This window comes from Burkholderia sp. BCC0398, from assembly GCF_902833245.1.
Lineage (GTDB): Bacteria > Pseudomonadota > Gammaproteobacteria > Burkholderiales > Burkholderiaceae > Burkholderia > Burkholderia sola.
The window spans coordinates 56,571-81,362 of sequence record NZ_CADFEM010000012.1 but is presented as its reverse complement, the minus strand read 5'-3'; the positions used below and the strand labels follow the sequence as shown (position 1 = coordinate 81,362).

Here is a 24,792-nt window from a genome sequence, read left to right as displayed (position 1 = left end):
TTTAACGGCGGTCTTCCCGCCGGTCTTTCGTGAGGGACAGGCAGTGCTGATTATCGTGGGAACACTCGTGACGCTGTTGTCCGTCTTCGGCGGTTATGCGCTGGCAGGCGGGCATCTGGGCGCGCTGATCCAGCCCATCGAGATCCTGATGATCGTGGGCGCCGGCGTCGGCGCGTTCATCCTCGGCAACGGCGGCAAGACCATCAAGGCCACGCTGCGCGTGCTGCCGACGCTCTTCAAGGGCTCGAAATACACGAAGGACGTGTATATGGAGCTGATGGCGCTTCTTTACGTGCTGCTCGCGAAGGCACGCAAGGAGGGCACGCTGACGCTCGAGGCCGACATCGACGATCCGGAAAAGAGCCCGATCTTCACGCAATACCCGAAGATCCTCGCCGATCACCACATCGTCGAATTCCTGACCGACTACCTGCGCCTGATGGTGGGCGGCAACATGAACGCGTTCGAGATCGAAAGCCTGATGGACGAGGAGATCGAGACGCACCACACGGAAGGCGAAGGCCCCGCGCACGCGCTGATGCGCGTCGGCGACGCGATGCCGGCGTTCGGGATCGTCGCGGCCGTGATGGGCGTCGTGCACACGATGGCGTCGGCCGACAAGCCGCCCGCGGTGCTCGGCGCGATGATCGCGCAGGCGCTGGTCGGCACGTTCCTCGGGATCCTGCTGTCGTACGGGCTGATCGGGCCGCTCGCGAGCCTCGCGGAGCAGCGGGTGGCCGAGTCGACCAAGATGTTCCAGTGCATCAAGGTGACGATCCTCGCGACGCTGAACGGCTATGCGCCGGCGATCGCGGTCGAGTTCGGCCGCAAGGTGCTGTTCTCGACCGAGCGTCCGTCGTTCTCCGAGCTCGAAGAGCACGTGCGCCGCGTGAAGGCCAAGTGAGGCGGAGCGAACGATGAGCAAGAGCAAGGATCGCGCGATCGTCGTCAAGCGGGTGGCCCCGGCGAAGAAGGGCCACCACGGCGGCGCATGGAAGCTCGCGTACGCGGACTTCATGACCGCGATGATGGCGTTCTTCCTGCTGATGTGGCTGCTGAGCTCGGTCACGCCGGTGCAACTGAAGGGGATCGCCGAATATTTCAACATGCCGCTGAAGGCCGCGATTCTCGGCAGCGGCGACCGCAGCTCGCAGGATTCCAGCATCATCAACGGCGGCGGCCGCGACCTGTCGAGCACGGATGCCGGCACGCTGCGCCGCACCGACGGCACGACGTCGCTCGCCGAGCGCCTCGCGAAGGCGGGCGACGAGCATTCGCGGTCGCAGGCGGAGGGCGCGCAGGACCGGCTCGAGCAGACGCGCCTGCACGACCTGCAGATCAAGCTGATGGCCGCGATCGAGGCCAATCCGACGCTGCGCCAGTTCAAGCAGCAGATCCGCATCGATTCGACGCTGATGGGACTGCGCATCGAGATCGTCGATTCGCAGAAGCGGCCGATGTTCGCGATGTCGAGCGACCACGTCGAGCCGTACATGCGCGACATCCTGCGCGAGATCGGCAAGACGCTGAACGACGTGCCGAACCGGATCATCGTCCAGGGCCACACCGACGCCGTGCCGTACGCGGGCGGCGAGGGCGGCTACAGCAACTGGGAGCTGTCGGCCGATCGCGCGAACGCATCGCGCCGCGAGCTGATCTCCGGCGGCATGGACGAGGCGAAAGTGCTGCGCGTGCTGGGCCTCGCGTCGACGCAGAACCTGAACAAGGCCGATCCGCTCGATCCGGAAAACCGCCGGATCAGCGTGATCGTGCTGAATCGCAAATCCGAAGAAGCGCTGATGCGCGACGACGCGACGACGACGACGCTGTCCGCCGACGCGGCCGGCTCGAAGCTGCTCGCGCAGCAGCTCGGCGGCCCGACGCCGGCGGCACGCCCGGTCGTGGCGAGCGCCGTCGCCGTGGCGCCGAAACCCTGACGTTTCCGAGACAGACATGATCCGAACCATTCTCGCCATCGACGACTCCGCGACCATGCGTGCGCTGCTGCAGGCCACGCTGGCGCAGGCCGGCTACGACGTGACGGTGGCGCCGGACGGCGAAGCCGGCTTCGACATGGCGGCGACGACGCCGTACGACCTGGTCCTGACCGACCAGAACATGCCGCGCAAGAGCGGGCTCGAGGTGATCGCCGCGCTGCGCAAGCTGACCGCGTACGCGGACACGCCGATCCTCATCCTGACGACCGAAGGCAGCGACGCGTTCAAGGACGCCGCACGCGACGCGGGTGCGACCGGCTGGATCGAAAAGCCGATCGACCCGGGCGTGCTGGTCGACCTGGTCGCCACGCTGTCCGAGCCGGCTGCCTCCTGACATGAACGCGACGATTTCAACCGGTGACCGGGCATGACTCTCGACATCACTCAGTTCTACCAGACCTTTTTCGACGAAGCGGACGAGCTGCTCGCGCAGATGGAGCAGCTGCTGCTGAACCTCGACGTCGATGCGCCCGATCCCGAGGATCTGGCGGCGATCTTCCGCGCCGCGCATTCGATCAAGGGCGGCGCGGCGACGTTCGGCTTTTCCGCGCTGACCGATACGACGCACATCCTCGAATCGCTGCTCGACCGTGCGCGCAACCATGAGCTGACGCTGACCAAGGAGATGGTCGACGCGTTCCTGGAAACCAAGGACGTGCTGTCCGACCAGCTCGTCGACTACCGCGCGAGCGCCGAGCCGGACGCGGCCGCCGCCGCGGCGATCTGCGCGAAGCTCGAACGGCTGAAGGCCGAAAGCGGTGCGGGCGCGCCTGCGCCGGCCGCGCCTACGCCGGCCGCGCCGGTTGCCGCCGCCGTCGCGCCGGCTGCCGCGCCCGCCGTCGGCGACGACCGGGCGCCCGACCATGTGGTCGAGCAGGCCGTCGCGGCCGCGCATCCGGCGGCCGACGCCGATGCCGGCGCCGACGGCCCGCACCTGAAGATCACGCTGGTCGGCGTCGACGCGAAGGACCAGGCGCTGCTCACCGAAGAACTCGGCAACCTCGGCCGGATCGTCGGCCGCGAGGAAGTGGGCGCGGACCTGACGCTGTGGGTCGAATCGGACGTGCCGTCCGACGACATCGTCGCGGTGTGCTGCTTCGTGATCGACGAAAGCCAGATCCGCGTCGGGCGCGGCACGGCGCCGGCTGCCCAGGCGGCGCCGGCCGTCGCGCCGGCCGCCGCGGCCGTGGCTGCTGAAGCTGCCGAACCGGCCGCCGCCGCGCAGCCCGCGCGCGTAGAGGTGTTCGCGCCGCAGGCCGCCGCGCCGCAACCGGCTGCCGCGGCGCCCGCTACGGCTCCGGCCGCCGCAGTGCAGCCGCAGTCGCAACCCCCCGCTCAACCGCAGCCGGCCGATCACGCGGCGCCGGCCGCCGCCGCGCATCACGACGACAAGCGCGCGCGCCCGGCCGCCGCGGCGGCAGGCGGCGCCGAAGGCAGCTCGATCCGCGTCGGCGTCGAGAAGGTCGATCAGCTGATCAACCTCGTCGGCGAACTGGTGATCACGCAGGCGATGCTGGCCGAGACGGCCAGCGCGTTCGATCCGGCGCTGCACGACCGCCTGTTCAACGGGATGGCGCAGCTCGAGCGCAACGCGCGCGACCTGCAGGAAGCGGTGATGTCGATCCGCATGATGCCGATGGACTACGTGTTCAGCCGCTTCCCGCGGCTCGTGCGCGACCTCGCCGGCAAGCTCGGCAAGCAGGTCGAACTGGTCACGTTCGGCCAGGCGACCGAGCTCGACAAGAGCCTGATCGAACGGATCATCGATCCGCTCACGCACCTGGTGCGCAACAGCCTCGACCACGGGATCGAAACCGTCGACAAGCGCGTCGCCGCCGGCAAGGATGCGGTCGGCCAGCTCGTGCTGTCGGCCGCGCATCACGGCGGCAACATCGTGATCGAGGTGAGCGACGACGGCGCGGGCCTGAACCGCGAGCGGATTCTCGCGAAGGCCGCGAAGCAGGGCATGCAGATCTCCGAGAACATCAGCGACGACGAAGTGTGGCAGCTGATCTTCGCGCCGGGCTTTTCGACCGCCGAGACGGTGACCGACGTGTCGGGCCGCGGCGTCGGGATGGACGTCGTGAAGCGCAACATCCAGTCGATGGGCGGCCACGTCGAGATCTCGTCGCAGGCGGGCCGCGGCACGACCACGCGGATCGTGCTGCCGCTCACGCTCGCGATCCTCGACGGGATGTCGGTCAAGGTGGGCAGCGAGATCTTCATCCTGCCGCTGAACTTCGTGATGGAGTCGCTGCAGCCGTCGAACGACGACATCTACACGGTCGGCAACGGCGAACGCGTGGTGCGCGTGCGCGGCGAATACCTGCCGCTCGTCGCGCTGCACGAGGTGTTCTCGGTCGACGACGCGCGCACCGACCCGACGCAGGGGATCGTCACGATCATGGAAACCGAGGGGCGTCGTTTCGCGATGCTGATCGACGAACTGGTCGGCCAGCAGCAGGTGGTCGTGAAGAACCTCGAAACCAACTACCGCAAGGTGCACGGCATCTCGGCGGCGACCATCCTCGGCGACGGCAGCGTCGCGCTGATCGTCGACGTCGCGGCGCTGAACCGCGAAACCCGTGCGATGCACGGCGCCCGAGCCGGCGCCGAGCTCGCCGTCTTCTGACTCTCGCCATTCAACCGATTGGGGGCAAACGTGTCTGCTGAAGTCCAAATGATCAATACGGCCGCGGCGAATGCGGCGGCGACCAGCCGCCGCGACGCCGAACACGGCGATGCGACGGGCCAGGAATTTCTCGTCTTCACGCTCGGCGACGAGGAATACGGGATCGACATCCTGAAAGTGCAGGAAATCCGCGGCTACGACAGCGTCACGCGGATCGCGAACGCGCCCGAGTTCATCAAGGGCGTGATCAACCTGCGCGGGATCATCGTGCCGATCGTCGACATGCGGATCAAGTTCCACCTCGGCCGCGTCGAGTACGACCACCAGACCGTCGTGATCATCCTGAACGTGTCGAACCGCGTGGTCGGGATGGTGGTCGACGGCGTGTCGGACGTGCTGACGCTGCAGACCGACCAGATCATGCCGGCGCCGGAATTCGGCGCGACGCTGACGACCGAGTACCTGACGGGCCTCGGCACGGTCGACGGCCGGATGCTGATCCTGATGGACATCGAGAAGCTGATGTCGAGCCGGGAAATGGCGCTGATCGAGACGCTCGGCGGGTAAGCGCGCCGCGCGCGCAGCAATTTCGGGAGAATCTGCAATGTTGCATAACTGGTCGATCCGCACGACGCTCACGGCGGTCGGACTCATCCTCGTGTGCCTGACCGCCGCGGTCGGCGGGCTCGGCCTCTACGCGCTCGATCATGCGAGCCGCTCGCTCGACGAGATCGCGCACGTCGACCTGCCGGCGATCCACACGCTCGACGACACGGCCGCGCAGCTGCTGCGCTCGCGCGTCGCGCTCGATCGCTTTCGTACGCTGACCGAAGGCGGCAATGCGGCCGACGCGGCGAAGGTGCTCGACCGCGCGCAGGAGCTGTATGCGAAGTCGAACCAGAACTGGCAGGCGTTCCAGTCGACGCCGAAGCTCGGGGTCGATCAGGCGCTGCTCGACGAGCTCGCCGCACGCTACACGACGATCGTGAAGGAAGGCGTCGAGCCCGAGTTCGCCGCGGCGCGCGCGGGCGACATGGCCGCGTACCACGCGGTCGCGGACACGAAGATCAGCCCGATGTTCGTCGCGTTCGACCAGACGGCGGCGGCCGTGATCGCCGCGCTGCAGAAGCGCGCGCAAGACCGTCAGACCGAGACGCAGTCGCAGATCTCGATGATGATCGCGCTGATCGCGGCCGGCATCGCGATCGCGTTCGTCGTCGTGATCGCGATCCGCTTCGTGCTGCGCGGGCTGATCGTCCAGCCGATCGAGGACGCGATCGCGCATTTCGAGCGCATTGCCGGCGGCGACCTCACGCAGCCGGTGAACGCCTCCAGCACGAACGAGATCGGCCGCCTGTTCGGCGGCATCAAGCGGATGCAGGACGCCGTCACGACGATGGTGCAGGCCGTGCATCGCGGCACCGAATCGATCGACGTCGGCGCGCGCGAGATCGCGACCGGCAACATCGACCTGTCGCAGCGCACCGAGGAGCAGGCCGCGTCGCTGCAGGAAACCGCGTCGAGCATGGAGCAACTGACGGGCACCGTGCGGCAGAACGCGGAGAACGCGCGGCAGGCGAGCCAGCTCGCGGTGAACGCGTCGGACATCGCGACCCAGGGCGGCGACGTGGTCGGCCAGGTCGTATCGACGATGCAGGACATCGCGGCGAGCTCGGGCAAGGTCGTCGACATCATCGGCACGATCGAAGGGATCGCGTTCCAGACCAACATCCTCGCGTTGAACGCGGCCGTCGAAGCGGCGCGGGCCGGCGAGCAGGGCCGCGGCTTCGCGGTGGTCGCGGGCGAGGTGCGCTCGCTCGCGCAGCGCAGCGCGAGCGCCGCGAAGGAAATCAAGCAGCTGATCGGCGATTCGGCCGAGAAGGTCGACAGCGGGTCGGCGCTCGTCGCGCGCGCCGGCTCGACGATGGAAGAGATCGTGCAGGCCGTGCGCCGCGTGACCGACATCATGGGCGAGATCAGCGCCGCGTCCGACGAGCAGTCGACCGGCATCGAGCAGGTCAATCGCGCGGTCGGCCAGATGGATGCGGTCACGCAGCAGAACGCGGCGCTCGTCGAGCAGGCGGCGGCCGCGGCCGCGTCGCTCGAGGAGCAGACGCGCCAGATGAAGGCGATCGTGTCGGGGTGGCGCGTCGCGGGCGGCATCGCGCTCGCGCCGGCGCGCAGCGTCGCGCGGCCGGTCGCGCACGAACCGGCGGCGCTGCCGTCGGCGTCGCGCCACGATGCGCCGGTCGCCGCGCTGCCGGCGCCGCAGGCTGCGGCCCAACCGGCGGCACGGCGCGCCGCGCCGGCGTCGCGTGCGGCTGCGTCGGGCGCCGCGGCCGCCGCGTCCGAACCGACGCGTGCGGCCGAGGCCGCCGCGCGGACGCAAAAGGATGCACCGGCCGCCCGTGGCGCCGCCGCCGCGGGCGGCTACGGCCCGCGTCTCGCGAAGACGGCCGCGCCGGCGGACAAGCCGGCCGCGAAGCCCGCGCTCGTGCGCCCGGCGCTGAACGGCGAGAAGCCGGCGCTGGCGTCAGCCGGCGCGTCCGACGACGACTGGGAGACCTTCTAAGCCATGCAGCACGCGCGCGCGCCGTTTCGACCCGATGCACCGGATGCCTCGCCTCGCGCGGGCGAGCCGGGGCGCGACTTCGCGTTCACCGGTGCGGATTTCGCACGCATCCGCGCGCTGATCCATCAACGCGCGGGCATCTCGCTGTCCGAGCACAAGCGCGACATGGCCTATAGCCGGCTCGCGCGACGGCTGCGGGCGCGCGGCCTCGACACGTTCCGCGACTACCTCGACCTGCTCGAGCAGGAAGACGATCCGCTCGAATGGGAAGCGTTCACCAACGCGCTGACCACCAACCTGACCGCGTTTTTCCGCGAGTCGCACCATTTCCCGATCCTGGCGGAATTCGTGAAATCGCGGCCGGCGCCGGTCTCGGTCTGGTGCTCGGCGGCGTCGACCGGCGAGGAGCCGTACTCGATCGCGATCACGCTGATCGAGGCGCTCGGCGACGCGGCCGCGCGCAGCGCGACGATCCTCGCGACCGATCTCGACACGCAGGTGCTCGCGAAGGCCGAAGCCGGCATCTACACGTACGACCAGGTCAAGCACCTGTCGCCGGAGCGGCTCAAGCGCTTCTTCCTGAAGGGCACGGGCGCGCAGGCCGGCCGCGTGAAGGTGCGCCCCGAGCTGCGCGCGATGATCCGCTTCGAGCAGCTGAACCTGACCGATGCGGACTACGGGATCGCGAAGCCGTTCGACGCGATCTTCTGCCGCAACGTGATGATCTATTTCGACAAGCCGACGCAGGGGCAGGTGCTGTCGCGCTTCGAGCCGCTCGTGAAGCCGGGCGGGCTGCTGTTCGCAGGCCATTCGGAGAACTTCACGTACGTGACGCAGGCGTTCCGGCTGCGCGGGCAGACGGTGTACGAACTGACGCGCGACGCCGAGCAGGGTGCGCGCTCGCGCGGCGCGCAGGCGAGCGCGGCGGCCGCGATGCCGTCGCCCGCGCGCGCGCGGGCCGCAGGCGGCGCGCCGGCTCTTGGAGAGCGCGGATGAGCGCACTGCCGATCGCGACCAATCGCTACTTCGACAACCACTTCGAGCGCCCCGGCGTGAAGCTGTTGCCGAACGAGTTCTACACGACCGCCGAGGACATGGTGCTGATGACCGTGCTCGGCTCGTGCGTCGCCGCGTGCCTGCACGACCCGTACGCGGGCATCGGCGGGATGAACCATTTCATGCTGCCGGACGACGGCGCCGATCCGGGCGCGGCCGCGTCGGAATCGATGCGCTACGGCGCGTATGCGATGGAAGTGCTGATCAACGAGCTGATCAAGGCCGGCGGGCGCCGCGAGCGCTTCGAGGCGAAGGTGTTCGGCGGCGCGGCCGTGCTGGCCGGGATGACGACGATCAACATCGGCGATCGCAACGCGGATTTCGTGCGCCGCTATCTGGCGCTCGAGCGCATCCGCATCACCGCGGAAGACCTGCAGGGCGTGCATCCGCGCAAGGTCGCGTTCATGCCGCACAGCGGGCGCGCGATGGTGAAGAAACTGCGGCTGCAGGTGCCGGGCGTGACCGAGCGCGAAGCCGCGCTCGCGCGCGAGGCCGAGCGCGCCCGTCGCGCGCACGTCGAGCTGTTTGCCGCGAAGCGGCCTGCCGCGCCGCAGCCGGCGCGTCCGCGCATCGAGCTGTTCGGCGGGCGCGGCGCCGCGCCGGCCGGCGGCGGTAGCGCGGCCGCGGCCGCCGCCGCGCGGACGGCGACCCTATCAAGAAAGCAGGAGGCATGACCGCAGTGCAGAAGATCAAAGTGTTGTGCGTCGACGATTCGGCGCTGATCCGCAGCCTGATGACCGAGATCATCAACAGCCAGCCCGACATGACGGTGGTCGCGACCGCGCCCGATCCGCTCGTCGCGCGCGAGCTCATCAAGCAGCACAACCCCGACGTGCTCACGCTCGACGTCGAAATGCCGCGCATGGACGGGCTCGACTTCCTCGAGAAGCTGATGCGCCTGCGGCCGATGCCGGTCGTGATGGTGTCGTCGCTGACCGAGCGCGGCTCCGAAATCACGCTGCGCGCGCTCGAACTCGGCGCGGTGGATTTCGTCACGAAGCCGCGCGTCGGGATTCGCGACGGGATGCTCGACTACGCGGAAAAGCTCGCGGACAAGATCCGCGCGGCGTCGCGCGCGCGCGTGCGCCAGGCGCCGCAGCCGCAGGCCGTCGCGCGCACGGCGGACAGCGCCGCGGCCGCGCCGATGATCAACAACCCGCTCGTCAGTACCGAGAAGCTGATCATCATCGGCGCGTCGACGGGCGGCACCGAGGCGATCCGCGAAGTGCTGACGCCGCTGCCGCCGGACGCGCCGGCCGTGCTGATCGCGCAGCACATGCCGCCGGGCTTCACGAAATCGTTCGCGCAGCGGCTGAACGGCCTGTGCCGGATCGCGGTGAAGGAAGCCGAGCACGGCGAACGCGTGCTGCCGGGCCATGCGTACATCGCGCCGGGCCATGCGCACCTGTTGCTCGCGAGAAGCGGCGCGAACTATATTGCTCAACTGTCGGACGAGCCGCCGGTGAACCGGCACCGCCCGTCGGTCGACGTGCTGTTCCGCTCGGCGGCGACGCATGCGGGCAAGAACGCGATCGGCGTGATCCTCACCGGGATGGGCCGCGACGGCGCGGCCGGCCTGCTGGAAATGAAACGCGCGGGCGCTTACACGTTCGCGCAGGACGAGGCGAGCTGCATCGTGTTCGGGATGCCGCGCGAGGCAATCGCGCTCGGCGGGGCGGACGAGGTCGCGCCGCTCGCCGACATGAGCCGCCGCGTGATGGCCCGCCTGGCGACGATGGGCGACCGCGTGCAGCGCGTGTGAATGGACTGTCACGGGGCGCGTGCCACGATACGCGTCCCGACGGAAACGAATCTGGAAAGGAACGACGATGGACAAGAGCATGAAAATCCTGGTGGTGGACGATTTCCCGACGATGCGCCGGATCGTCCGCAACCTGCTCAAGGAACTGGGCTACACGAACGTCGATGAGGCCGAGGACGGCGCGGCCGGCCTCGCGCGGCTGCGCGGCGGCGGCTTCGACTTCGTGATCTCGGACTGGAACATGCCGAACCTCGACGGTCTCGCGATGCTCAAGGAGATCCGCGCGGACGCGACGCTCACGCATCTGCCGGTGCTGATGGTCACGGCCGAGTCGAAGAAGGAGAACATCATCGCGGCCGCGCAGGCCGGCGCGAGCGGCTACGTCGTGAAACCGTTCACGGCCGCGACGCTCGACGAGAAGCTGAACAAGATCATCGACAAGATGGCCAAGGCCGGGAGCTGAACGTGAACGAGCCGATCCATGCGGCGCTTGCCGGCGCGGCGGTCAATGCCGACGGCCATGCCGAAGGCGCCGATTACGCGAGCGACCGGATCCTCGCGCGCATCGGCCACGTCACGCGCACGCTGCGCGATTCGATGCGCGAGCTCGGGCTCGACAAGCATGTCGAGCGCGCGGCGGAAGCCGTGCCCGATGCGCGCGACCGGCTGCGCTACGTCGCGACGATGACCGAACAGGCCGCGGTGCGCGTGCTGAATGCGATCGAGATCGCGAAGCCGATGCAGGAGCGCGTGCAGAACGAGGCCGAGGCGCTTGACGCACGCTGGGCGCAGTGGTACGCCGCGCCGATCGAGCACGCGGAAGTGCGCGAGCTGATGGACGACACGCGCGCGTTCCTGCGCACGCTGCCCGAATCGACGGCGGCGACCCGCGCGCAACTGCTCGAGATCATGCTTGCGCAGGATTTCCAGGATCTGACGGGGCAGGTGATCAAGAAGATCATGGACATGGTCTACCTGATCGAGCAGCAGCTCCTCACCGTGCTCGTCGAGAACATCGCGCCGGAGCGGCGCGAGCAGTTCGCGGCCACCGCAGCGGCATTCGCGGCTGAAGCGATGAGCGCGACCGGCAGCCCCGAATCGCTGCTGAACGGACCGCAGATCGCGCCGGAAGGCAAATCCGACGTCGTTCAGGACCAGGGGCAGGTCGACGACCTGCTCGCGAGCCTCGGCTTCTGATCCTGCCGGTGCGCATCGCGCGTCCCATGCCGGGCGCCCCGTTCCGCGGGGCCGGCCGACGCGCGCATGCCCCGTTCCCGCCTCGTTTCCCCTCGCCCGGCGCCGCTGCGCGGCGCAGCTTGATCCTGCGTCGAATTGACACTTCGACACACTCCGCAGGCATACTACGCGTCAGCAGCAACGTATCGTCATTCGTACGATTCATCAGTGGGCAGACGGCGCGGGCCGATGGCGGCGCCGTCGGCATCGAAGCCAGTCCCTTGGGGGGGAACGTGAAGCTGAAACGCTTGGGCTGGACCGTCGCGCACGCGACGGCTGCAATGGGTGTGCTGTGGGCCGTCCACGCACACGCGGAACTGGGCGGCGCGCCGATGTCGCCGCCGGCGGACGATCAGGCCGCCACCGTGCGCGCGCTGCAGCGCGCGATGCGCTCGGCGGACGGCGTGCAGACGAGCACGGCCGCCTATACCGTCCGCGAGATCACGCTCGGATCGGGCACCGTCATCCACGAATACACGTCGGCCGCCGGCAGCGTGTTCGGCCTCGCGTGGCGCGGGCCGACGATGCCGGATCTCGCGTCGCTGCTCGGCAGCTATTTCCCGCAGTACACCGCCGGCGTCCAGGCGGCGCACCGGGCGCGCGGCTGGCGTGCGCCGGTGGCCGTCGAGACGAGCGGCCTCGTGATCCGGACGGGCGGCCACATGGGCGCCTTCTCCGGCCAGGCATGGCTGCCGTCGGCGCTGCCGACCGGCGTGGCCGGCACCGATATCCAGTGACAGCGGGAGAGCGATCTTGAGCATGACTCGTACATTCAAGCGCTGGTTCGGCGTGCTGGGCCTCCTGGCCGCGACGGCCGTGCTCGTGACGGCCTGCGGCGGCGGCGATGACGGCGGCGGCAGTTCGGGCAACAACGGCAATACCGGCAACAGCGGCTCCGACGGCAACAGCGGCAACACGGCCGTCGTCACGGTCGCCGCCGGCGCCGCGAACGTGATCAACATCCCGACCATCAGCGTGAAGGTTTGCGTGCCGGGCACGTCGAACTGCCAGATCGTCAACAACGTGCTCGTCGATACCGCGTCCTACGGGCTGCGGCTCGTCGGCAACGCGGTGGCCGGCGTGCACGACAGCCTGCCGCAGGTGAAGAGCGGCGGCGCGCCGGTCGCCGAATGCGGCAAGTTCGTGTCGAGCTACACGTGGGGCTCGGTGCGCACCGTCGACCTGTCGATCGGCGCCGAGCAGGCCGCGTCGCTGCCCGTGCAGATCATCGGCGACCTCGGCACGACGAACGTGCCGAGCTCGTGCACGAACGGCGGCGCGTCGGCCAACTCGACGAGCGCGCTCGGCGCGAACGGGATCCTCGGCATCGGGCCGGCGCCGTACGACTGCGGCACGACCTGCGCGACGTCGACGTCGACGAGCAACAACTACTACGCGTGCCCGAACGGCGACAACGCGAGCTGCGCCGTCACGCTCGTGCCGCTCGCGCAGCAGGTGGCCAACCCGGTGCATCGGTTCGCGAACAACGACGGCGTGAGCGTGCAGATGCCGGCCATCTCGAACAACGGGCAGGCGAGCGCGACCGGCACGCTGACGTTCGGCCTGCCGAACCTGAGCGGCAAGACGGTGCTGACGTCGACCACGACCGGCGACGTCAGCGCGACGTTCCAGGGGCGCAACGTGACCGCGTTCTTCGATACGGGCTCGAACGCGTATTTCTTCAACGATTCGGCGCAGACGGTCTGTTCGAGGAATACGGAGTTCTACTGCCCGTCGGGGACGACGACCTATTCGGCCACGCTGAGCGGCCAGAACGGCGCGTCGGGCACCGTGTCGATGCCGGTCGCGAACGCGGATTCGCTGTTCTCGAATGCGTCGACGTTCGCGTTCAACGACATCGCGGGGCCGTTCGGCTCGTCCAACTGGCTCGACATCGGCATGCCGCACTTCTACGGCAAGACGATCTACTTCGGGATGGACAAGACCGCGAGCGGCGGCGCGCAGCCGTTCGTCGCATTCTGACGCGGCGTCGCCGGACGCAGGAACAAGGGGGGCGAGCGATCGCCCCCTTTTTTTATTCCGGCGCGCCGTGCGTGCACTACGGACCGGATCGCTGCCACGCGCCGGCATAGCGCCTACGATGTAAGACCGGCACCGGTGCCGGCACGACATCGAAGGAGACAGCGCATGAACCCGCGTATCCAGCGCATCACGCCGTTCCTGTGGTTCGACCGCGACGCCGAGGCGGCGGCCGGTTTCTACGTATCGGTGTTCGACAACGCGCGCATCGTGCACGTCGCGCGCTACGGCAAGACCGGCGCGCATGCGTCCGGCAACGCCGAGGGCGCGGTGATGACCGTGGCGTTCGAGCTCGACGGGCAGGCGTTCGTCGCGCTGAACGGCGGCCCCGTGTTCCAGATGACGCCGGCCGTGTCGTTCGTCGTCAACTGTCGCGACCAGGACGAGATCGACCATTACTGGGCGCGCCTGTCCGAAGGTGGCGACGCGCGCGCGCAGCAATGCGGCTGGCTGCGCGACCGCTTCGGCGTGTCGTGGCAGGTCGTGCCCGTGCAGATGGCCGAACTGATGACGGGCGACCCGGCCCGCGCCGAGCGCGTGATGGCGCAGGTGATGACGATGAAGAAGCTCGATCTCGGCGCGTTGCAGCGGGCGGCGGCCGGCTAGGGCGTGAACACGCCCTAGGTCGCTTCGGTCGATCACGCCGTTCGGGCCGGCGATGGTCGGCCGTCCCGTCCCGACGCCGCAGGCTGCGATTCGGGCGGAACCGGCGACGCCGAAAGGCGCCGCGACCGGCGCGCCTGCGTATCGCCGGCCGGTCGGTTAATCGAATGCCGGACACTCGAGTCGATTATCGATTCGTGCGATTTCATTCGGGTGTAATCAAAGCCGGATTATTCGCGGCTGCCATTTCTGTCAGATCTTCACGATTATTAAAATGACGCGGCATGCAAGCCGGCACGCCGAAATCCGCTCTTGCAGTCTTTCCTGCGCCATATGGGCGCGTATTGCCCCATATGCGAAAAGAGATGGAATCCACCGAACTTCGATCTTATAATTCCGGCGTTGTTTCCGGGGTGCCAATATAAAACAGGAGGGTAATAAAATGAATTTTTCCGAAGCCGTTCGTACCGTACTGAATAAATACGCAACATTCGAAGGCCGTGCGCGTCGTGCCGAATACTGGTATTTCGCGCTGCTGACCTCCGTGCTGTCGGTCGCCGGTCAGATCATCGGCGCGGCCGGCCGCGATGCGGGCCTGATCACGCTGCTGCTGCTCGGCGTGATCTTCCTGGTGTCGCTCGCGCTGATCATTCCGGGCATCGCGGTCAGCGTGCGCCGCCTGCACGATACGGGCCGCTCGGGCTGGTTCTTGCTGCTCGCGCTGATTCCGATCGTCGGCGGCATCCTGCTGCTCGTGTGGATGTGCTCGCGCGGCACCGAAGGCCCGAACCGTTTCGGCGCGGACCCGATCCCGGCCGTCTGACCGACGCCTGCCCCGACCGACGCGCGACGCCGTTGCGTCGGGGCCTGCTTGCCCCGCTTCTCGCGCTTCTCCCGCTTCTCTCCCGTCTTTCCCGTCCGTCGTTTCACCGTTCCCCGCGCGTGAAGCCGCTGCCGTTCCGCTTGCGGCCGCCGCCTCGCCAATGCGCCGGCCGGTCCCGTTTTTCCGCCGCGCCGCGCGTCGCTCCGCCCCCGTTCCGGCCGCGTTCGCGGCCGCTCGCCCGATTCCCCGAAATACCCCCCTTTCCCGGCTTTGCTCGACCGATCGGCGTTTGACGCGTCCATGAATAATCGGTGTCACTGGAAAGCGGCATTCCGCCGTACCCGACTGGAGGCCCCGTGGCAGACGAGAGCGATCTCGACAAGACCGAAGCCGCCACTCCCAGGCGCCGCGAGAAGGCGCGCGAGGAGGGGCAGGTCGCGCGTTCGCGCGAGCTGGCTTCGTTCGCACTGCTCGCGGCGGGGTTCTACGGCGCGTGGCTGCTCGCGGGCCCGTCGGGCGGGCATCTGCAGGCGATGCTGCGCGGCGCGTTCACGTTCGATCGCGCGACCGCGTTCGACACCCACCGGATGTTGTCGGCGGCCGGCAGCGCGAGCCGCGAAGGCTTCGCCGCGCTGCTGCCGCTGCTCGCGCTCACCGGCGTCGCCGCGCTGCTCGCGCCGATGGCGCTCGGCGGCTGGCTGATTTCGCAGAAGACGTTCGAGCTGAAGTTCGACCGCCTGAACCCGATCTCGGGCCTCGGCCGGATCTTCTCGATCCAGGGGCCGATCCAGCTCGGGATGTCGATCGCGAAGACGCTGGTCGTCGGCGGGATCGGCGGCATCGCGATCTGGCGCAGCAAGGACGAGCTGCTCAGCCTCGCGACGCAGCCGCTCGGCGCCGCGCTGCCCGATGCGCTGCATCTGGTCGCCGTGTGCTGCGGCACGACGGTCGCCGGGATGCTGGTGGTCGCCGGGCTCGACGTGCCTTACCAACTCTGGCAGTACAACAAGAAGTTGCGCATGACGAAGGAAGAAGTGAAGCGCGAGCATCGCGAGAACGAAGGCGATCCGCACGTGAAGGGGCGGATCCGCCAGCAGCAGCGCGCGATTGCGCGGCGCCGGATGATGGCGGCCGTGCCGAAGGCCGACGTGGTCGTCACGAACCCGACGCACTTCGCGGTCGCGCTGCAATACACGGACGGCGAGATGCGCGCGCCGAAGGTGGTCGCGAAGGGCGTGAACCTCGTCGCGGCGCGCATCCGCGAACTCGCGGCCGAACACAACGTGCCGCTGCTCGAAGCGCCGCCGCTCGCGCGAGCGCTGTATCACAACGTCGAACTCGAGCGCGAGATCCCCGGTTCGCTGTACTCGGCCGTGGCCGAAGTGCTCGCATGGGTTTACCAGCTCAAGCGCTTCCGCTCGGAAGGCGGCGCGTTCCCGGCGATGCCGGTCGATCTCGACGTGCCGGCCGAACTCGACAAGGGCACGTCGGTCGCCGCCGACGACGAACGTGAAGAAGCCGAGGACGCCCTCGGCCAGCAAGGGAACGCGGCATGAGCACCCCGACCACCGGCCTGTTCGGCAAGCGCGCGAACCCGTTCGCGGGCACCAACCTGCGCGCGCTCGCGGGCCCGATCCTCATCTGCATGATCCTGGGGATGATGATCCTGCCGCTGCCGCCGATGCTGCTGGATCTGCTGTTCACGTTCAACATCGCGCTGTCCGTGATGGTGCTGCTCGTCAGCATGTACACGATGAAGCCGCTCGACTTCGCGGCGTTCCCGAGCGTGCTGCTGTTCTCGACGCTGCTGCGCCTGTCGCTGAACGTCGCGTCGACCCGCGTCGTGCTGCTCGAAGGCCATACCGGGCCCGACGCGGCCGGCCAGGTGATCGAAGCATTCGGCCACTTCCTCGTCGGCGGCAACTTCGCGGTCGGCATCGTCGTGTTCGTGATCCTGATGATCATCAACTTCATGGTGATCACGAAGGGTGCGGGGCGGATCGCCGAAGTGTCCGCGCGCTTCACGCTCGATGCGATGCCCGGCAAGCAGATGGCGATCGACGCCGATCTGAACGCGGGCCTCATCAACGAGGAACAGGCGCGCAAGCGGCGCCTGGCCGTCTCGCAGGAAGCCGAGTTCTACGGGTCGATGGACGGCGCGTCGAAGTTCGTGCGCGGCGATGCGATCGCCGGCCTGATCATCATGGCGATCAACGTGATCGGCGGGCTGATCGTCGGGATGGTCCAGCACGACATGAGCTTCGCCGCGGCCGGCACCAACTACACGCTGCTGACGATCGGCGACGGCCTCGTCGCGCAGATCCCGTCGCTCGTGATCTCGACCGCGGCCGGCGTGATCGTGTCGCGCGTCGCCACCGACGAGGACATCGGCACGCAGATCACCGGCCAGCTGTTCACGAACCCGCGCGTGCTGAACATCACCGGCGCGATCATCGTGCTGATGGGGCTGATCCCGGGCATGCCGCACTTCGCGTTCCTCGCGCTCGGCGGCGGCGCGATCTGGCTGGCGCGCACGCAGACCAAGCGCGCGGCGGCCCGCAAGGCGGCCGGCGACGTGACCGACATCGCGCCGCCCGCCGTGCTGCCGGCCGACAGCCACGAAGCGACCTGGGACGACGTGCAGCTGATCGACCCGCTCGGCCTCGAAGTCGGCTACCGGCTGATTCCGCTCGTCGACAAGAACAGCGACGGCGAGCTGCTCAAGCGCATCAAGAGCATCCGCAAGAAATTCGCGCAGGAAATCGGCTTCCTGCCGCCGGTGATCCATATCCGCGACAACCTCGAACTGCGGCCGAACGCGTACCGGATCGCGCTGAAGGGCGTCGAGATCGGCTTCGGCGAAGTGTTCCCGGGCCAGTGGCTCGCGATCAACCCGGGCCAGGTGACGGCCGCGCTGCCGGGCGCCGTCACGCAGGATCCGGCGTTCGGGCTGCCGGCCGTGTGGATCGACGTCGCGCTGCGCGAGCAGGCGCAGGTGTACGGCTACACGGTGGTCGACGCAAGCACGGTCGTCGCGACGCACCTGAACCATCTCGTCGTCCAGCACGCGGCCGAGCTGCTCGGCCGCCAGGAAGTGCAGGCGCTCGTCGAGCGCACCGGCAAGGACGCGCCGTCGCTCGTCGAGGACCTGGTGCCGAAGACGATCTCGCTCACCACGCTGCAGAAGGTGCTGCAGAACCTGCTCGAGGAAGGCGTGCCGATTCGCGACATGCGCACGATCCTCGAGGCCGTGTCCGAGCATGCGGGCCGCGGCGACGCGTTCGAGATCACGGCCGCGGTGCGGCTCTCGCTCGGCCGCGCGATCACGCAGCAGTGGTATCCGGGCAACGGCGAAATGCAGGTGATGGGCCTCGACGCGAACCTGGAGCGCGTGCTGTCGCAGGCGCTCGCCACCGGCGCGAACCCGGGCCTCGAACCCGGCCTCGCGCACAACCTTCTGACCGGCACGCAGCAAGCGATGCTGCGTCAACAGAATCTCGGGCTGCCGCCCGTGCTGCTCGTGCAGCACGCGCTGCGCGCGATGCTCGCGCGTTTCCTGCGCCGCAGCCTGCCGCAACTGAAAGTGCTGTCGTACGCCGAAGTGCCGGACACACGCACGATCAAAGTCGTTAACGTCATCGGGGGTTCCGCTTGAACATTCGCAAATTCACCGGCGCAACGAGCCGCGACGCACTTCGTCTCGTGCGCGAGGCGCTCGGCGCCGACGCGGTCGTGCTGTCGAACCGCACGCTCGATGACGGCAGCGTCGAAATCGTTGCACTCGCCGATTCGGATCTCGCCGCGGTGGCGCCGCCGGCCGCGCGTGGGCGCCTCGCCACGTCGCGCGCGCCGGACTCCGTGCCGGCCGCCGCCGTGCCGGGCATCGTGTCGCGCCCGGGGACCGCCCCGCGCCCGGCCGCCAATCCGTATGCGGCCGGCGAAGGCGGGCTGCCGGACGTGTTCTCGTCCGTGTTCGGCGCGAGCGCCGACGCGCAAGACGCGGATGCGCACCCCGCGTCGATCGATGCAGACGCGCCCGCGGCGGCAGCGCCGTCGAGCGCTGCATCGGCCGCGGTCGGATCGCCGGCCGCCGGATGGCCTGCCCCCGGATCGCCGGCCGCCACTTCCGAACCCGCACCGTGGCTGGTCGAGCACGCGAAGCGCCTGACGCAGCAGCGCGACGCGCTGATCGCCCGTGCGCAGGCGCCCGCCGAGCCGCAGGCGAGCGCGCCCGCGCCGCAAGCCGCCGCCCGCGCGACGCCGCCCGACTGGGCGCGCGACATCGTGCGCGACGCCGAGCGCCGGATGCCGGCCGCCGCAGCGCCGGCCGCCGCCAAGCGCGCAGCCGACACGGGCGCCGCGTACGGCGCCAAGCAGACCGACCGCACGCGCCTGTCCGCCGACGCGGCCGCCGTGGTGGCCGATGCGGTGAAGTCGCGCATCGAGCGGATCGTCAACGACACGGTGATGCAGGAGCTGGGCGAGCTGCGCGGGATGATGGAAGAGCAGTTCGACAGCCTGATGTGGCACGACCGCCAGCGTCGCAGCTCCGTGCACGGCGCGCTGACGAAGCACCTGTTCGCGGCCGGCTTCTCCGCGCAGCTCGTGCGGATGCTGGTCGACAACCTGCCGTCCGGCGACGGCGCGCAGACCTTCGAGCAGGCCGCCGAATGGGCGCAGTCGGTGCTCGCATCGAACCTGCCGGTGCTCGACAGCGAGGACGCGCTGATGGAGCGCGGCGGCGTGTTCGCGCTGATGGGGCCGACCGGCGTCGGCAAGACGACCACCACCGCGAAGCTGGCCGCGCGCTGCGTGATGCGCTTCGGCGCGAGCAAGGTCGCGCTGCTGACCACCGACAGCTACCGGATCGGCGGCCACGAGCAACTGCGGATCTTCGGCAAGATCCTCGGCGTGCCGGTTCACGCGGTGAAGGATGCGGGCGACCTCGCGCTCGCGCTGTCCGAGCTGCGCAACAAGCACATCGTGCTGATCGACACGATCGGCATGAGCCAGCGCGACCGCGCGGTGTCCGACCAGATCGCGATGCTGCACGGCGCGAACGCGCCGGTGCAGCGCCTGCTGCTGCTGAACGCGACGAGCCATGGCGATACGCTGAACGAAGTCGTGCAGGCGTACCGCAGCGCGGGCGAGCACCCTGACCTGGCCGGCTGCATCCTCACGAAGCTCGACGAGGCGACCCACCTCGGCAGCGTGCTCGACACGGTAATCCGCTACAAGCTGCCGGTCCACTACGTGTCGACCGGCCAGAAGGTGCCGGAGAACCTGTACGTCGCGTCGACCAAATTCCTGCTGAAGAGCGCGTTCTGTGTGCCGCGCGACGGCTCGCCCTTCGTGCCGCAAGACGAGGACATGCCGACGCTGCTTTCCGCACTGACCGCACGTTCCACCGCCGAGCTGCACGAGGTGCGATTTGGATAAACGGATCATCGACCAGGCCGAAGGGCTGCGGCGCCTGCTGGCCGGGCGCGCGTCGCGCATCGTCGCGGTGACGGGCGGGCCGGCGGGCGTCGGCTGCACGTCCACCGTGGTGAACCTCGCGGCGGCGCTCACGTCGCTCGGCAAGGACGTGCTGGTCGTCGACGAGCGCGCCGACGTGCATTCGGCCAGCGCGACGCTCGCCGGCGCGTGGCTGCGCGACGGCGAACGCACGCGGGTGGCGGCCGGCTTCGGCCTGTGCGGCGCCGCCCAGCTCGCGCGCGCCGGCTACAGCGACGCGCAGCTGAGCGACTTCATCGACGGCCCGGCCGACATCGTCCTCGTCGACGCGCAGCTCGGCGCCGACGGATCGCTGTCGGCGCTCGCGCGCGAAGCGCACGACGTGCTGATCGTCACGCGGGTTGCCGTGCAGGCGATCACCGAGGCGTATGCGTGCATGAAGCGGCTGCATTTCGCGCACGCGTTCGCGCAGTTCCGCGTGCTGACCAATCAGGTCGCCAGCCACGCGGACGCGAAGACGGCCTTCGACAACCTCGCGGGCGTTGCGAGCCGCTACCTGACCGTGTCGATCGCCGATGCGGGCTGCGTGAGCGCCGATCCGCTCGTCGAGCACGCCCGCGAACTGATGCATGCGGTAGTCGACGCGTTCCCGTCGTCGGCTGCCGCGCGCGATTACCGGCAGATTGCCGCCGACCTGTTGTACTGGCCGATGCGCCCCGGTTCGGGCGCGGGCCGCGCGGTCCACGCCGGCGGCAAGCCGTCGTATGAGGCGGGCGCGGCACACGCCGCGTGAGCGCCACCCGAAGGAGGGAGCCATGATGTACAACGCTCAAGGAAAGATGTCCCAGGCCGACGTGCTCGCGCAATATGCGCCGCTCGTGCGCCGCCTCGGACTGCAACTCGTCGCGAAGATGCCGGCGAGCGTCGATCTCGACGATCTGATCCAGGCCGGCATGATCGGCCTGATGGACGCGGCCGGCCGCTACAAGGAAGACCAGGGCGCGCAGTTCGAGACGTACGCGACGCAGCGCATCCGCGGCGCGATGCTCGACGAGCTGCGCAGCAACGACTGGCTGCCGCGCAGCCTGCGCAAGACGTCGCGCGAGGTCGAGCATGCGGTGCACCAGGTCGAGCAGCACCTCGGCCGCTCGGCGAGCGAGACCGAGATCGCGCAGCACCTCAACATGCCGCTCGACGAATACCAGGGGATGCTGCAGGACCTGCACGGCAGCCAGCTCATCTACTACGAGGATTTCGATCGCGCGGCCGACGACGAGCCGTTCCTCGACCGCTATCGCGTCGATCATGCCGATCCGTTGTCGGCGCTGCTCGACGAGCATCTGCGCGAGGCGCTCGTCGAGGCGATCGAGCGGCTGCCGGAGCGCGAGAAGCTGCTGATGTCGCTGTACTACGAACGGGGTCTGAATCTGCGCGAAATCGGCGCGGTGCTCGAGGTGAGCGAATCGCGCGTATGCCAGCTCCACAGCCAGGCCGTCGCGCGCCTGCGCGCACGGCTGCGCGAACAGGCGTGGGTCGGCGCGGAGTCCTGACCCCGAAGTCCTGCCCTTTCGGCCACGGCCGCGCGTGCCCGCGCCGCGCGCGTCTCGTGCCGACGCGTCGTCGTTGCGCATTTCGCGCGCCGATTTGCTACAATCCCCTCCGTTTTCCGAGGAGCGTTGCGACGGACCATCAGCGTCCGCCAGGCTCGGAAGGCTTCACCAAGCAGCCGTGCGGCGATCGTTTCGAGCGACCGTCGCGCCGGCCCCGCTTCCTGAACGGCGCTCACGTCACCAATCTAGAAACTTTTTAGAAAGGAGGGCGTGATGAACGCCATTATCGATTCCAAGGCTTCCCACGATTACGTCGTCGCCGACATGGCGCTGGCCGGCTGGGGCCGCAAGGAACTGAACATCGCCGAGACCGAAATGCCGGGCCTCGTGCAGATCCGCGACGAATACAAGGCACAGCAGCCGCTGAAGGGTGCGCGCATCGCCGGTTCGCTGCACATGACGATCCAGACGGGCGTGCTGATCGAGACGCTGAAGGCGCTCGGCGCGGACGTCCGCTGGGCGTCGTGCAACATCTTCTCGACGCAGGACCACGCGGCGGCCGCGATCGTCGAAGCCGGCACGCCGGTGTTCGCGTTCAAGGGCGAGTCGCTCGACGAATACTGGGAGTTCTCGCACCGCATCTTCGAATGGCCGAACGGCGAATTCGCGAACATGATCCTGGACGACGGCGGCGACGCCACGCTGCTGCTGATCCTCGGCGCGAAGGCCGAGAAGGACCGTTCGGTGATCGCGAAGCCGACCAACGAGGAGGAAGTCGCGCTGTACAAGTCGATCGCGGCGCACCTCGACGTCGACGCGAACTGGTACTCGAAGCGCCTCGCGCACATCAAGGGCGTGACCGAAGAAACCACGACCGGCGTGCACCGTCTCTACCAGATGGAAAAGGACGGCCGCCTGCCGTTCCCGGCGTTCAACGTGAACGATTCGGTCACGAAGTCGAAGTTCGACAACCTGTACGGCTGCCGTGAATCGCTCGTCGACGGCATCAAGCGCGCGACCGACGTGATGATCGCGGGCAAGGTCGCGGTCGTCGCGGGCTACGGCGACGTGGGCAAGGGCTGCGCGCAGTCGCTGCGCGGCCTGGGCGCGACCGTGTGGGTCACCGAAATCGATCCGATCTGCGCGCTGCAGGCGGCGATGGAAGGCTACCGCGTCGTGACGATGGAATACGCGGCGGACAAGGCCGACATCTTCGTGACGGCGACCGGCAACTACCACGTGATCAACCACGATCACATGAAGGCGATGCGTCACAACGCGATCGTCTGCAACATCGGTCACTTCGACTCGGAAATCGACGTCGCGTCGACGCGCCAGTACCAGTGGGAAAACATCAAGCCGCAGGTCGACCACATCATCTTCCCGGACGGCAAGCGCGTGATCCTGCTGGCCGAAGGCCGCCTCGTGAACCTCGGCTGCGCGACCGGCCACCCGTCGTTCGTGATGTCGAACTCGTTCGCGAACCAGACGCTCGCGCAGATCGAGCTGTTCGTGCGCGGCAACGAGTACGAGAACAAGGTGTACGTGCTGCCGAAGCATCTCGATGAAAAGGTCGCGCGCCTGCACCTCGCGCGCATCGGCGCGAACCTGTCGGTGCTGTCGGACGAGCAGGCTGCGTACATCGGCGTGCAGAAGGACGGCCCGTTCAAGCCGAACCACTACCGCTATTGATGCGCGGCGGCCGCCGCACCGTGCGCGCCCGTTGCGGGCGCACGGCGCGGCGGCGCTCACCGATCGTACCGATCGACAACCGAACCGGAGCCCTCCATGAGCGTCATCCTCACCTGGGTCATCAACGCGCTCGCGCTGCTGATCATCACGTACCTCGTGCCGTCGATCCACATCAAGAGCTTCGGCACCGCGCTGATCGTCGCGGTCGTGCTCGGGCTGATCAACACGGTGATCCGGCCGGTGCTGATCCTGCTGACGCTGCCCGTCACGATCGTCACGCTCGGGGTGTTCATCCTCGTCGTGAACGCGCTGTGCTTCTGGTTCGCGTCGTCGCTGCTGAAGGGCTTCGAGGTGTCGGGGTTCTGGTCCGCGTTCTTCGGTTCGATCCTGTACAGCATCGTGTCGTGGCTGCTGTCCGCCCTGATCTTCGGCCAGCGCGACATCGGCTGACGGCGAGCGGGCGCAGGCTCAACCCCATCGAATCATGAAACCGATCGAACTCTCGTTTGAATTCTTCCCGCCGAAGACGGCGGACGGCGTCGAAAAGCTGCGCGCCACGCGCGCGCAGCTGCTGCCGCTGAAGCCGAAATTCGTCTCCGTGACGTTCGGCGCCGGCGGCTCGACGCAGCAGGGCACGCTCGATACCGTGCTCGACATGCAGAAGGACGGCCTCGAGGCCGCGCCGCACCTGTCGTGCATCGGCTCGTCGCGCGACAGCCTGCGCGCGATCCTCGACCAGTACCGCTCGCACGGCATCCGGCACATCGTCGCGCTGCGCGGCGACCTGCCGTCGGGGATGGGCGAGGTCGGCGAGCTGCGCTATGCGTCCGAGCTCGTCAGCTTCATCCGCGCCGAGCATGGCGACTGGTTCCACATCGAGGTCGCCGGCTATCCGGAGTACCACCCGCAATCGCGTTCGCCGAAGGCCGATCTCGAGAATTTCGCGCGCAAGGTGAAAGCCGGCGCGAATTCCGCGATCACGCAGTACTTCTTCAACGCGGATGCGTATTTCCGCTTCGTCGACGACACGCGCAAGCTCGGCGTGGACGTGCCGATCGTGCCGGGCATCATGCCGATCACGAACTTCTCGCAGCTGATGCGCTTCTCCGAGATGTGCGGTGCCGAAGTGCCGCGCTGGGTCGCGCGCCGGCTCGAGAGCTTCGGCGACGATCGCGAGTCGATCCGCGCGTTCGGCGCGGACGTCGTCACGAGCCTGTGCCAGCGCCTGATCGACGCGGGCGTGCCGGGGCTGCACTTCTATACGCTGAACGCGGCGGTCGCGACGCGGACGATCTGCGAACGGCTCGCGGTGTAACGAGCGCCGTCACGCGGTTGCCTGCGTGAAAGCCCCGCCGGTTTGCGCCGGCGGGGC

The 24,792-nt window shown here is 68.6% G+C and carries 23 protein-coding genes and 1 riboswitch; all 23 genes read left to right on the top strand.

Annotated features, from left to right (window positions below):
• The first annotated feature begins 43 nt into the window (after positions 1 to 43).
• Positions 44 to 904 carry a flagellar motor stator protein MotA gene (gene motA, locus HWX76_RS25105; protein WP_050015994.1) on the top strand — a complete coding sequence of 287 codons (861 nt, stop codon included), beginning with the start codon at positions 44 to 46 and terminating at the stop codon, positions 902 to 904.
• A gap of 13 nt (positions 905 to 917) precedes the next feature.
• Positions 918 to 1,937, top strand: a complete 1,020-nt coding sequence (gene motB / locus HWX76_RS25100; protein ID WP_050015998.1) for a flagellar motor protein MotB — start codon at positions 918 to 920, stop codon at positions 1,935 to 1,937.
• Positions 1,938 to 1,953: 16 nt separating this feature from the next.
• Positions 1,954 to 2,331, top strand: coding sequence for a response regulator (locus HWX76_RS25095; protein WP_050016002.1), 378 nt, complete (start codon positions 1,954 to 1,956; stop codon positions 2,329 to 2,331).
• Between the two features lie 33 nt (positions 2,332 to 2,364).
• Positions 2,365 to 4,629: a chemotaxis protein CheA gene (cheA, locus tag HWX76_RS25090; protein WP_050016003.1), complete on the top strand. Its 2,265-nt coding sequence runs from the start codon at positions 2,365 to 2,367 to the stop codon at positions 4,627 to 4,629.
• A gap of 48 nt (positions 4,630 to 4,677) precedes the next feature.
• Positions 4,678 to 5,196 (top strand): chemotaxis protein CheW, encoded by a 519-nt coding sequence (gene cheW / locus HWX76_RS25085; RefSeq protein WP_050016005.1) that lies wholly within the window; start codon positions 4,678 to 4,680, stop codon positions 5,194 to 5,196.
• A gap of 37 nt (positions 5,197 to 5,233) precedes the next feature.
• Positions 5,234 to 7,201, top strand: coding sequence for a methyl-accepting chemotaxis protein (locus tag HWX76_RS25080; protein WP_124556827.1), 1,968 nt, complete (start codon positions 5,234 to 5,236; stop codon positions 7,199 to 7,201).
• A gap of 3 nt (positions 7,202 to 7,204) precedes the next feature.
• Positions 7,205 to 8,197 carry a CheR family methyltransferase gene (locus HWX76_RS25075; protein ID WP_050011815.1) on the top strand — a complete coding sequence of 331 codons (993 nt, stop codon included), beginning with the start codon at positions 7,205 to 7,207 and terminating at the stop codon, positions 8,195 to 8,197.
• A complete protein-coding gene (gene cheD / locus HWX76_RS25070) occupies positions 8,194 to 8,931 on the top strand; it encodes a chemoreceptor glutamine deamidase CheD (protein WP_050011816.1) in 738 nt (245 codons plus the stop codon). Before HWX76_RS25075 ends, cheD begins: the two co-directional genes overlap by 4 nt.
• The gene (locus tag HWX76_RS25065) at positions 8,928 to 10,019 is read left to right on the top strand and encodes a chemotaxis response regulator protein-glutamate methylesterase (RefSeq protein ID WP_050011817.1); all 1,092 of its coding nucleotides are present in this window, start codon (positions 8,928 to 8,930) and stop codon (positions 10,017 to 10,019) included. Before cheD ends, HWX76_RS25065 begins: the two co-directional genes overlap by 4 nt.
• Positions 10,020 to 10,086: 67 nt before the next feature.
• Complete coding sequence (gene cheY, locus HWX76_RS25060) at positions 10,087 to 10,482, top strand: chemotaxis response regulator CheY (protein ID WP_006754880.1); 396 nt, start codon at positions 10,087 to 10,089, stop codon at positions 10,480 to 10,482.
• A gap of 2 nt (positions 10,483 to 10,484) precedes the next feature.
• Positions 10,485 to 11,216, top strand: coding sequence for a protein phosphatase CheZ (gene cheZ, locus HWX76_RS25055; protein WP_069618698.1), 732 nt, complete (start codon positions 10,485 to 10,487; stop codon positions 11,214 to 11,216).
• 272 nt (positions 11,217 to 11,488) lie between these two features.
• Positions 11,489 to 11,992, top strand: a complete 504-nt coding sequence (locus HWX76_RS25050) for a DUF2844 domain-containing protein (protein ID WP_050012090.1) — start codon at positions 11,489 to 11,491, stop codon at positions 11,990 to 11,992.
• Positions 11,993 to 12,008: 16 nt separating this feature from the next.
• A complete protein-coding gene (locus tag HWX76_RS25045; RefSeq protein ID WP_176016511.1) occupies positions 12,009 to 13,238 on the top strand; it encodes a DUF3443 family protein in 1,230 nt (409 codons plus the stop codon).
• A gap of 165 nt (positions 13,239 to 13,403) precedes the next feature.
• A complete protein-coding gene (locus HWX76_RS25040; protein ID WP_050011820.1) occupies positions 13,404 to 13,901 on the top strand; it encodes a VOC family protein in 498 nt (165 codons plus the stop codon).
• Between the two features lie 439 nt (positions 13,902 to 14,340).
• Entirely contained in the window at positions 14,341 to 14,721 is a 381-nt protein-coding gene (locus HWX76_RS25035; protein ID WP_050011821.1) for a DUF805 domain-containing protein, read from the top strand.
• 356 nt (positions 14,722 to 15,077) lie between these two features.
• Positions 15,078 to 16,277, top strand: coding sequence for a flagellar biosynthesis protein FlhB (gene flhB / locus HWX76_RS25030; protein WP_050011822.1), 1,200 nt, complete (start codon positions 15,078 to 15,080; stop codon positions 16,275 to 16,277).
• Positions 16,274 to 18,376 (top strand): flagellar biosynthesis protein FlhA, encoded by a 2,103-nt coding sequence (gene flhA / locus HWX76_RS25025; protein ID WP_050011823.1) that lies wholly within the window; start codon positions 16,274 to 16,276, stop codon positions 18,374 to 18,376. Before flhB ends, flhA begins: the two co-directional genes overlap by 4 nt.
• Positions 18,373 to 20,160 (top strand): flagellar biosynthesis protein FlhF, encoded by a 1,788-nt coding sequence (gene flhF / locus HWX76_RS25020; protein WP_176016510.1) that lies wholly within the window; start codon positions 18,373 to 18,375, stop codon positions 20,158 to 20,160. The genes flhA and flhF overlap by 4 nt, the downstream gene beginning before the upstream one ends.
• A complete protein-coding gene (locus HWX76_RS25015; RefSeq protein ID WP_124631752.1) occupies positions 20,153 to 20,971 on the top strand; it encodes a MinD/ParA family protein in 819 nt (272 codons plus the stop codon). The genes flhF and HWX76_RS25015 overlap by 8 nt, the downstream gene beginning before the upstream one ends.
• 22 nt (positions 20,972 to 20,993) lie before the next feature.
• Positions 20,994 to 21,728 (top strand): RNA polymerase sigma factor FliA, encoded by a 735-nt coding sequence (locus HWX76_RS25010; RefSeq protein WP_006484033.1) that lies wholly within the window; start codon positions 20,994 to 20,996, stop codon positions 21,726 to 21,728.
• 112 nt (positions 21,729 to 21,840) lie between these two features.
• A riboswitch (S-adenosyl-L-homocysteine riboswitch) is annotated at positions 21,841 to 21,969 on the top strand.
• Positions 21,970 to 22,001: 32 nt separating this feature from the next.
• The gene (ahcY, locus tag HWX76_RS25005; protein ID WP_050011826.1) at positions 22,002 to 23,420 is read left to right on the top strand and encodes an adenosylhomocysteinase; all 1,419 of its coding nucleotides are present in this window, start codon (positions 22,002 to 22,004) and stop codon (positions 23,418 to 23,420) included.
• Positions 23,421 to 23,516: 96 nt separating this feature from the next.
• On the top strand, positions 23,517 to 23,870 hold the full coding sequence (locus tag HWX76_RS25000) for a phage holin family protein (RefSeq protein ID WP_011882923.1): 354 nt from the start codon (positions 23,517 to 23,519) through the stop codon (positions 23,868 to 23,870).
• Between the two features lie 34 nt (positions 23,871 to 23,904).
• Entirely contained in the window at positions 23,905 to 24,735 is an 831-nt protein-coding gene (metF, locus tag HWX76_RS24995; protein WP_050011827.1) for a methylenetetrahydrofolate reductase [NAD(P)H], read from the top strand.
• Positions 24,736 to 24,792 lie beyond the last annotated feature (57 nt).

Bases quoted from the DNA above. Each gene is read 5' to 3' on its own strand.
- motB (WP_050015998.1), top strand. From the start codon at position 918: ATGAGCAAGAGCAAGGATCGCGCGATCGTCGTCAAGCGGGTGGCCCCG.
- HWX76_RS25095 (WP_050016002.1), top strand. From the start codon at position 1,954: ATGATCCGAACCATTCTCGCCATCGACGACTCCGCGACCATGCGTGCG.
- cheA (WP_050016003.1), top strand. From the start codon at position 2,365: ATGACTCTCGACATCACTCAGTTCTACCAGACCTTTTTCGACGAAGCG.
- cheW (WP_050016005.1), top strand. From the start codon at position 4,678: ATGATCAATACGGCCGCGGCGAATGCGGCGGCGACCAGCCGCCGCGAC.
- HWX76_RS25080 (WP_124556827.1), top strand. From the start codon at position 5,234: ATGTTGCATAACTGGTCGATCCGCACGACGCTCACGGCGGTCGGACTC.
- HWX76_RS25075 (WP_050011815.1), top strand. From the start codon at position 7,205: ATGCAGCACGCGCGCGCGCCGTTTCGACCCGATGCACCGGATGCCTCG.
- cheD (WP_050011816.1), top strand. From the start codon at position 8,194: ATGAGCGCACTGCCGATCGCGACCAATCGCTACTTCGACAACCACTTC.
- HWX76_RS25065 (WP_050011817.1), top strand. From the start codon at position 8,928: ATGACCGCAGTGCAGAAGATCAAAGTGTTGTGCGTCGACGATTCGGCG.
- cheY (WP_006754880.1), top strand. From the start codon at position 10,087: ATGGACAAGAGCATGAAAATCCTGGTGGTGGACGATTTCCCGACGATG.
- HWX76_RS25040 (WP_050011820.1), top strand. From the start codon at position 13,404: ATGAACCCGCGTATCCAGCGCATCACGCCGTTCCTGTGGTTCGACCGC.
- HWX76_RS25035 (WP_050011821.1), top strand. From the start codon at position 14,341: ATGAATTTTTCCGAAGCCGTTCGTACCGTACTGAATAAATACGCAACA.
- flhA (WP_050011823.1), top strand. From the start codon at position 16,274: ATGAGCACCCCGACCACCGGCCTGTTCGGCAAGCGCGCGAACCCGTTC.
- HWX76_RS25010 (WP_006484033.1), top strand. From the start codon at position 20,994: ATGATGTACAACGCTCAAGGAAAGATGTCCCAGGCCGACGTGCTCGCG.
- ahcY (WP_050011826.1), top strand. From the start codon at position 22,002: ATGAACGCCATTATCGATTCCAAGGCTTCCCACGATTACGTCGTCGCC.
- HWX76_RS25000 (WP_011882923.1), top strand. From the start codon at position 23,517: ATGAGCGTCATCCTCACCTGGGTCATCAACGCGCTCGCGCTGCTGATC.
- metF (WP_050011827.1), top strand. From the start codon at position 23,905: ATGAAACCGATCGAACTCTCGTTTGAATTCTTCCCGCCGAAGACGGCG.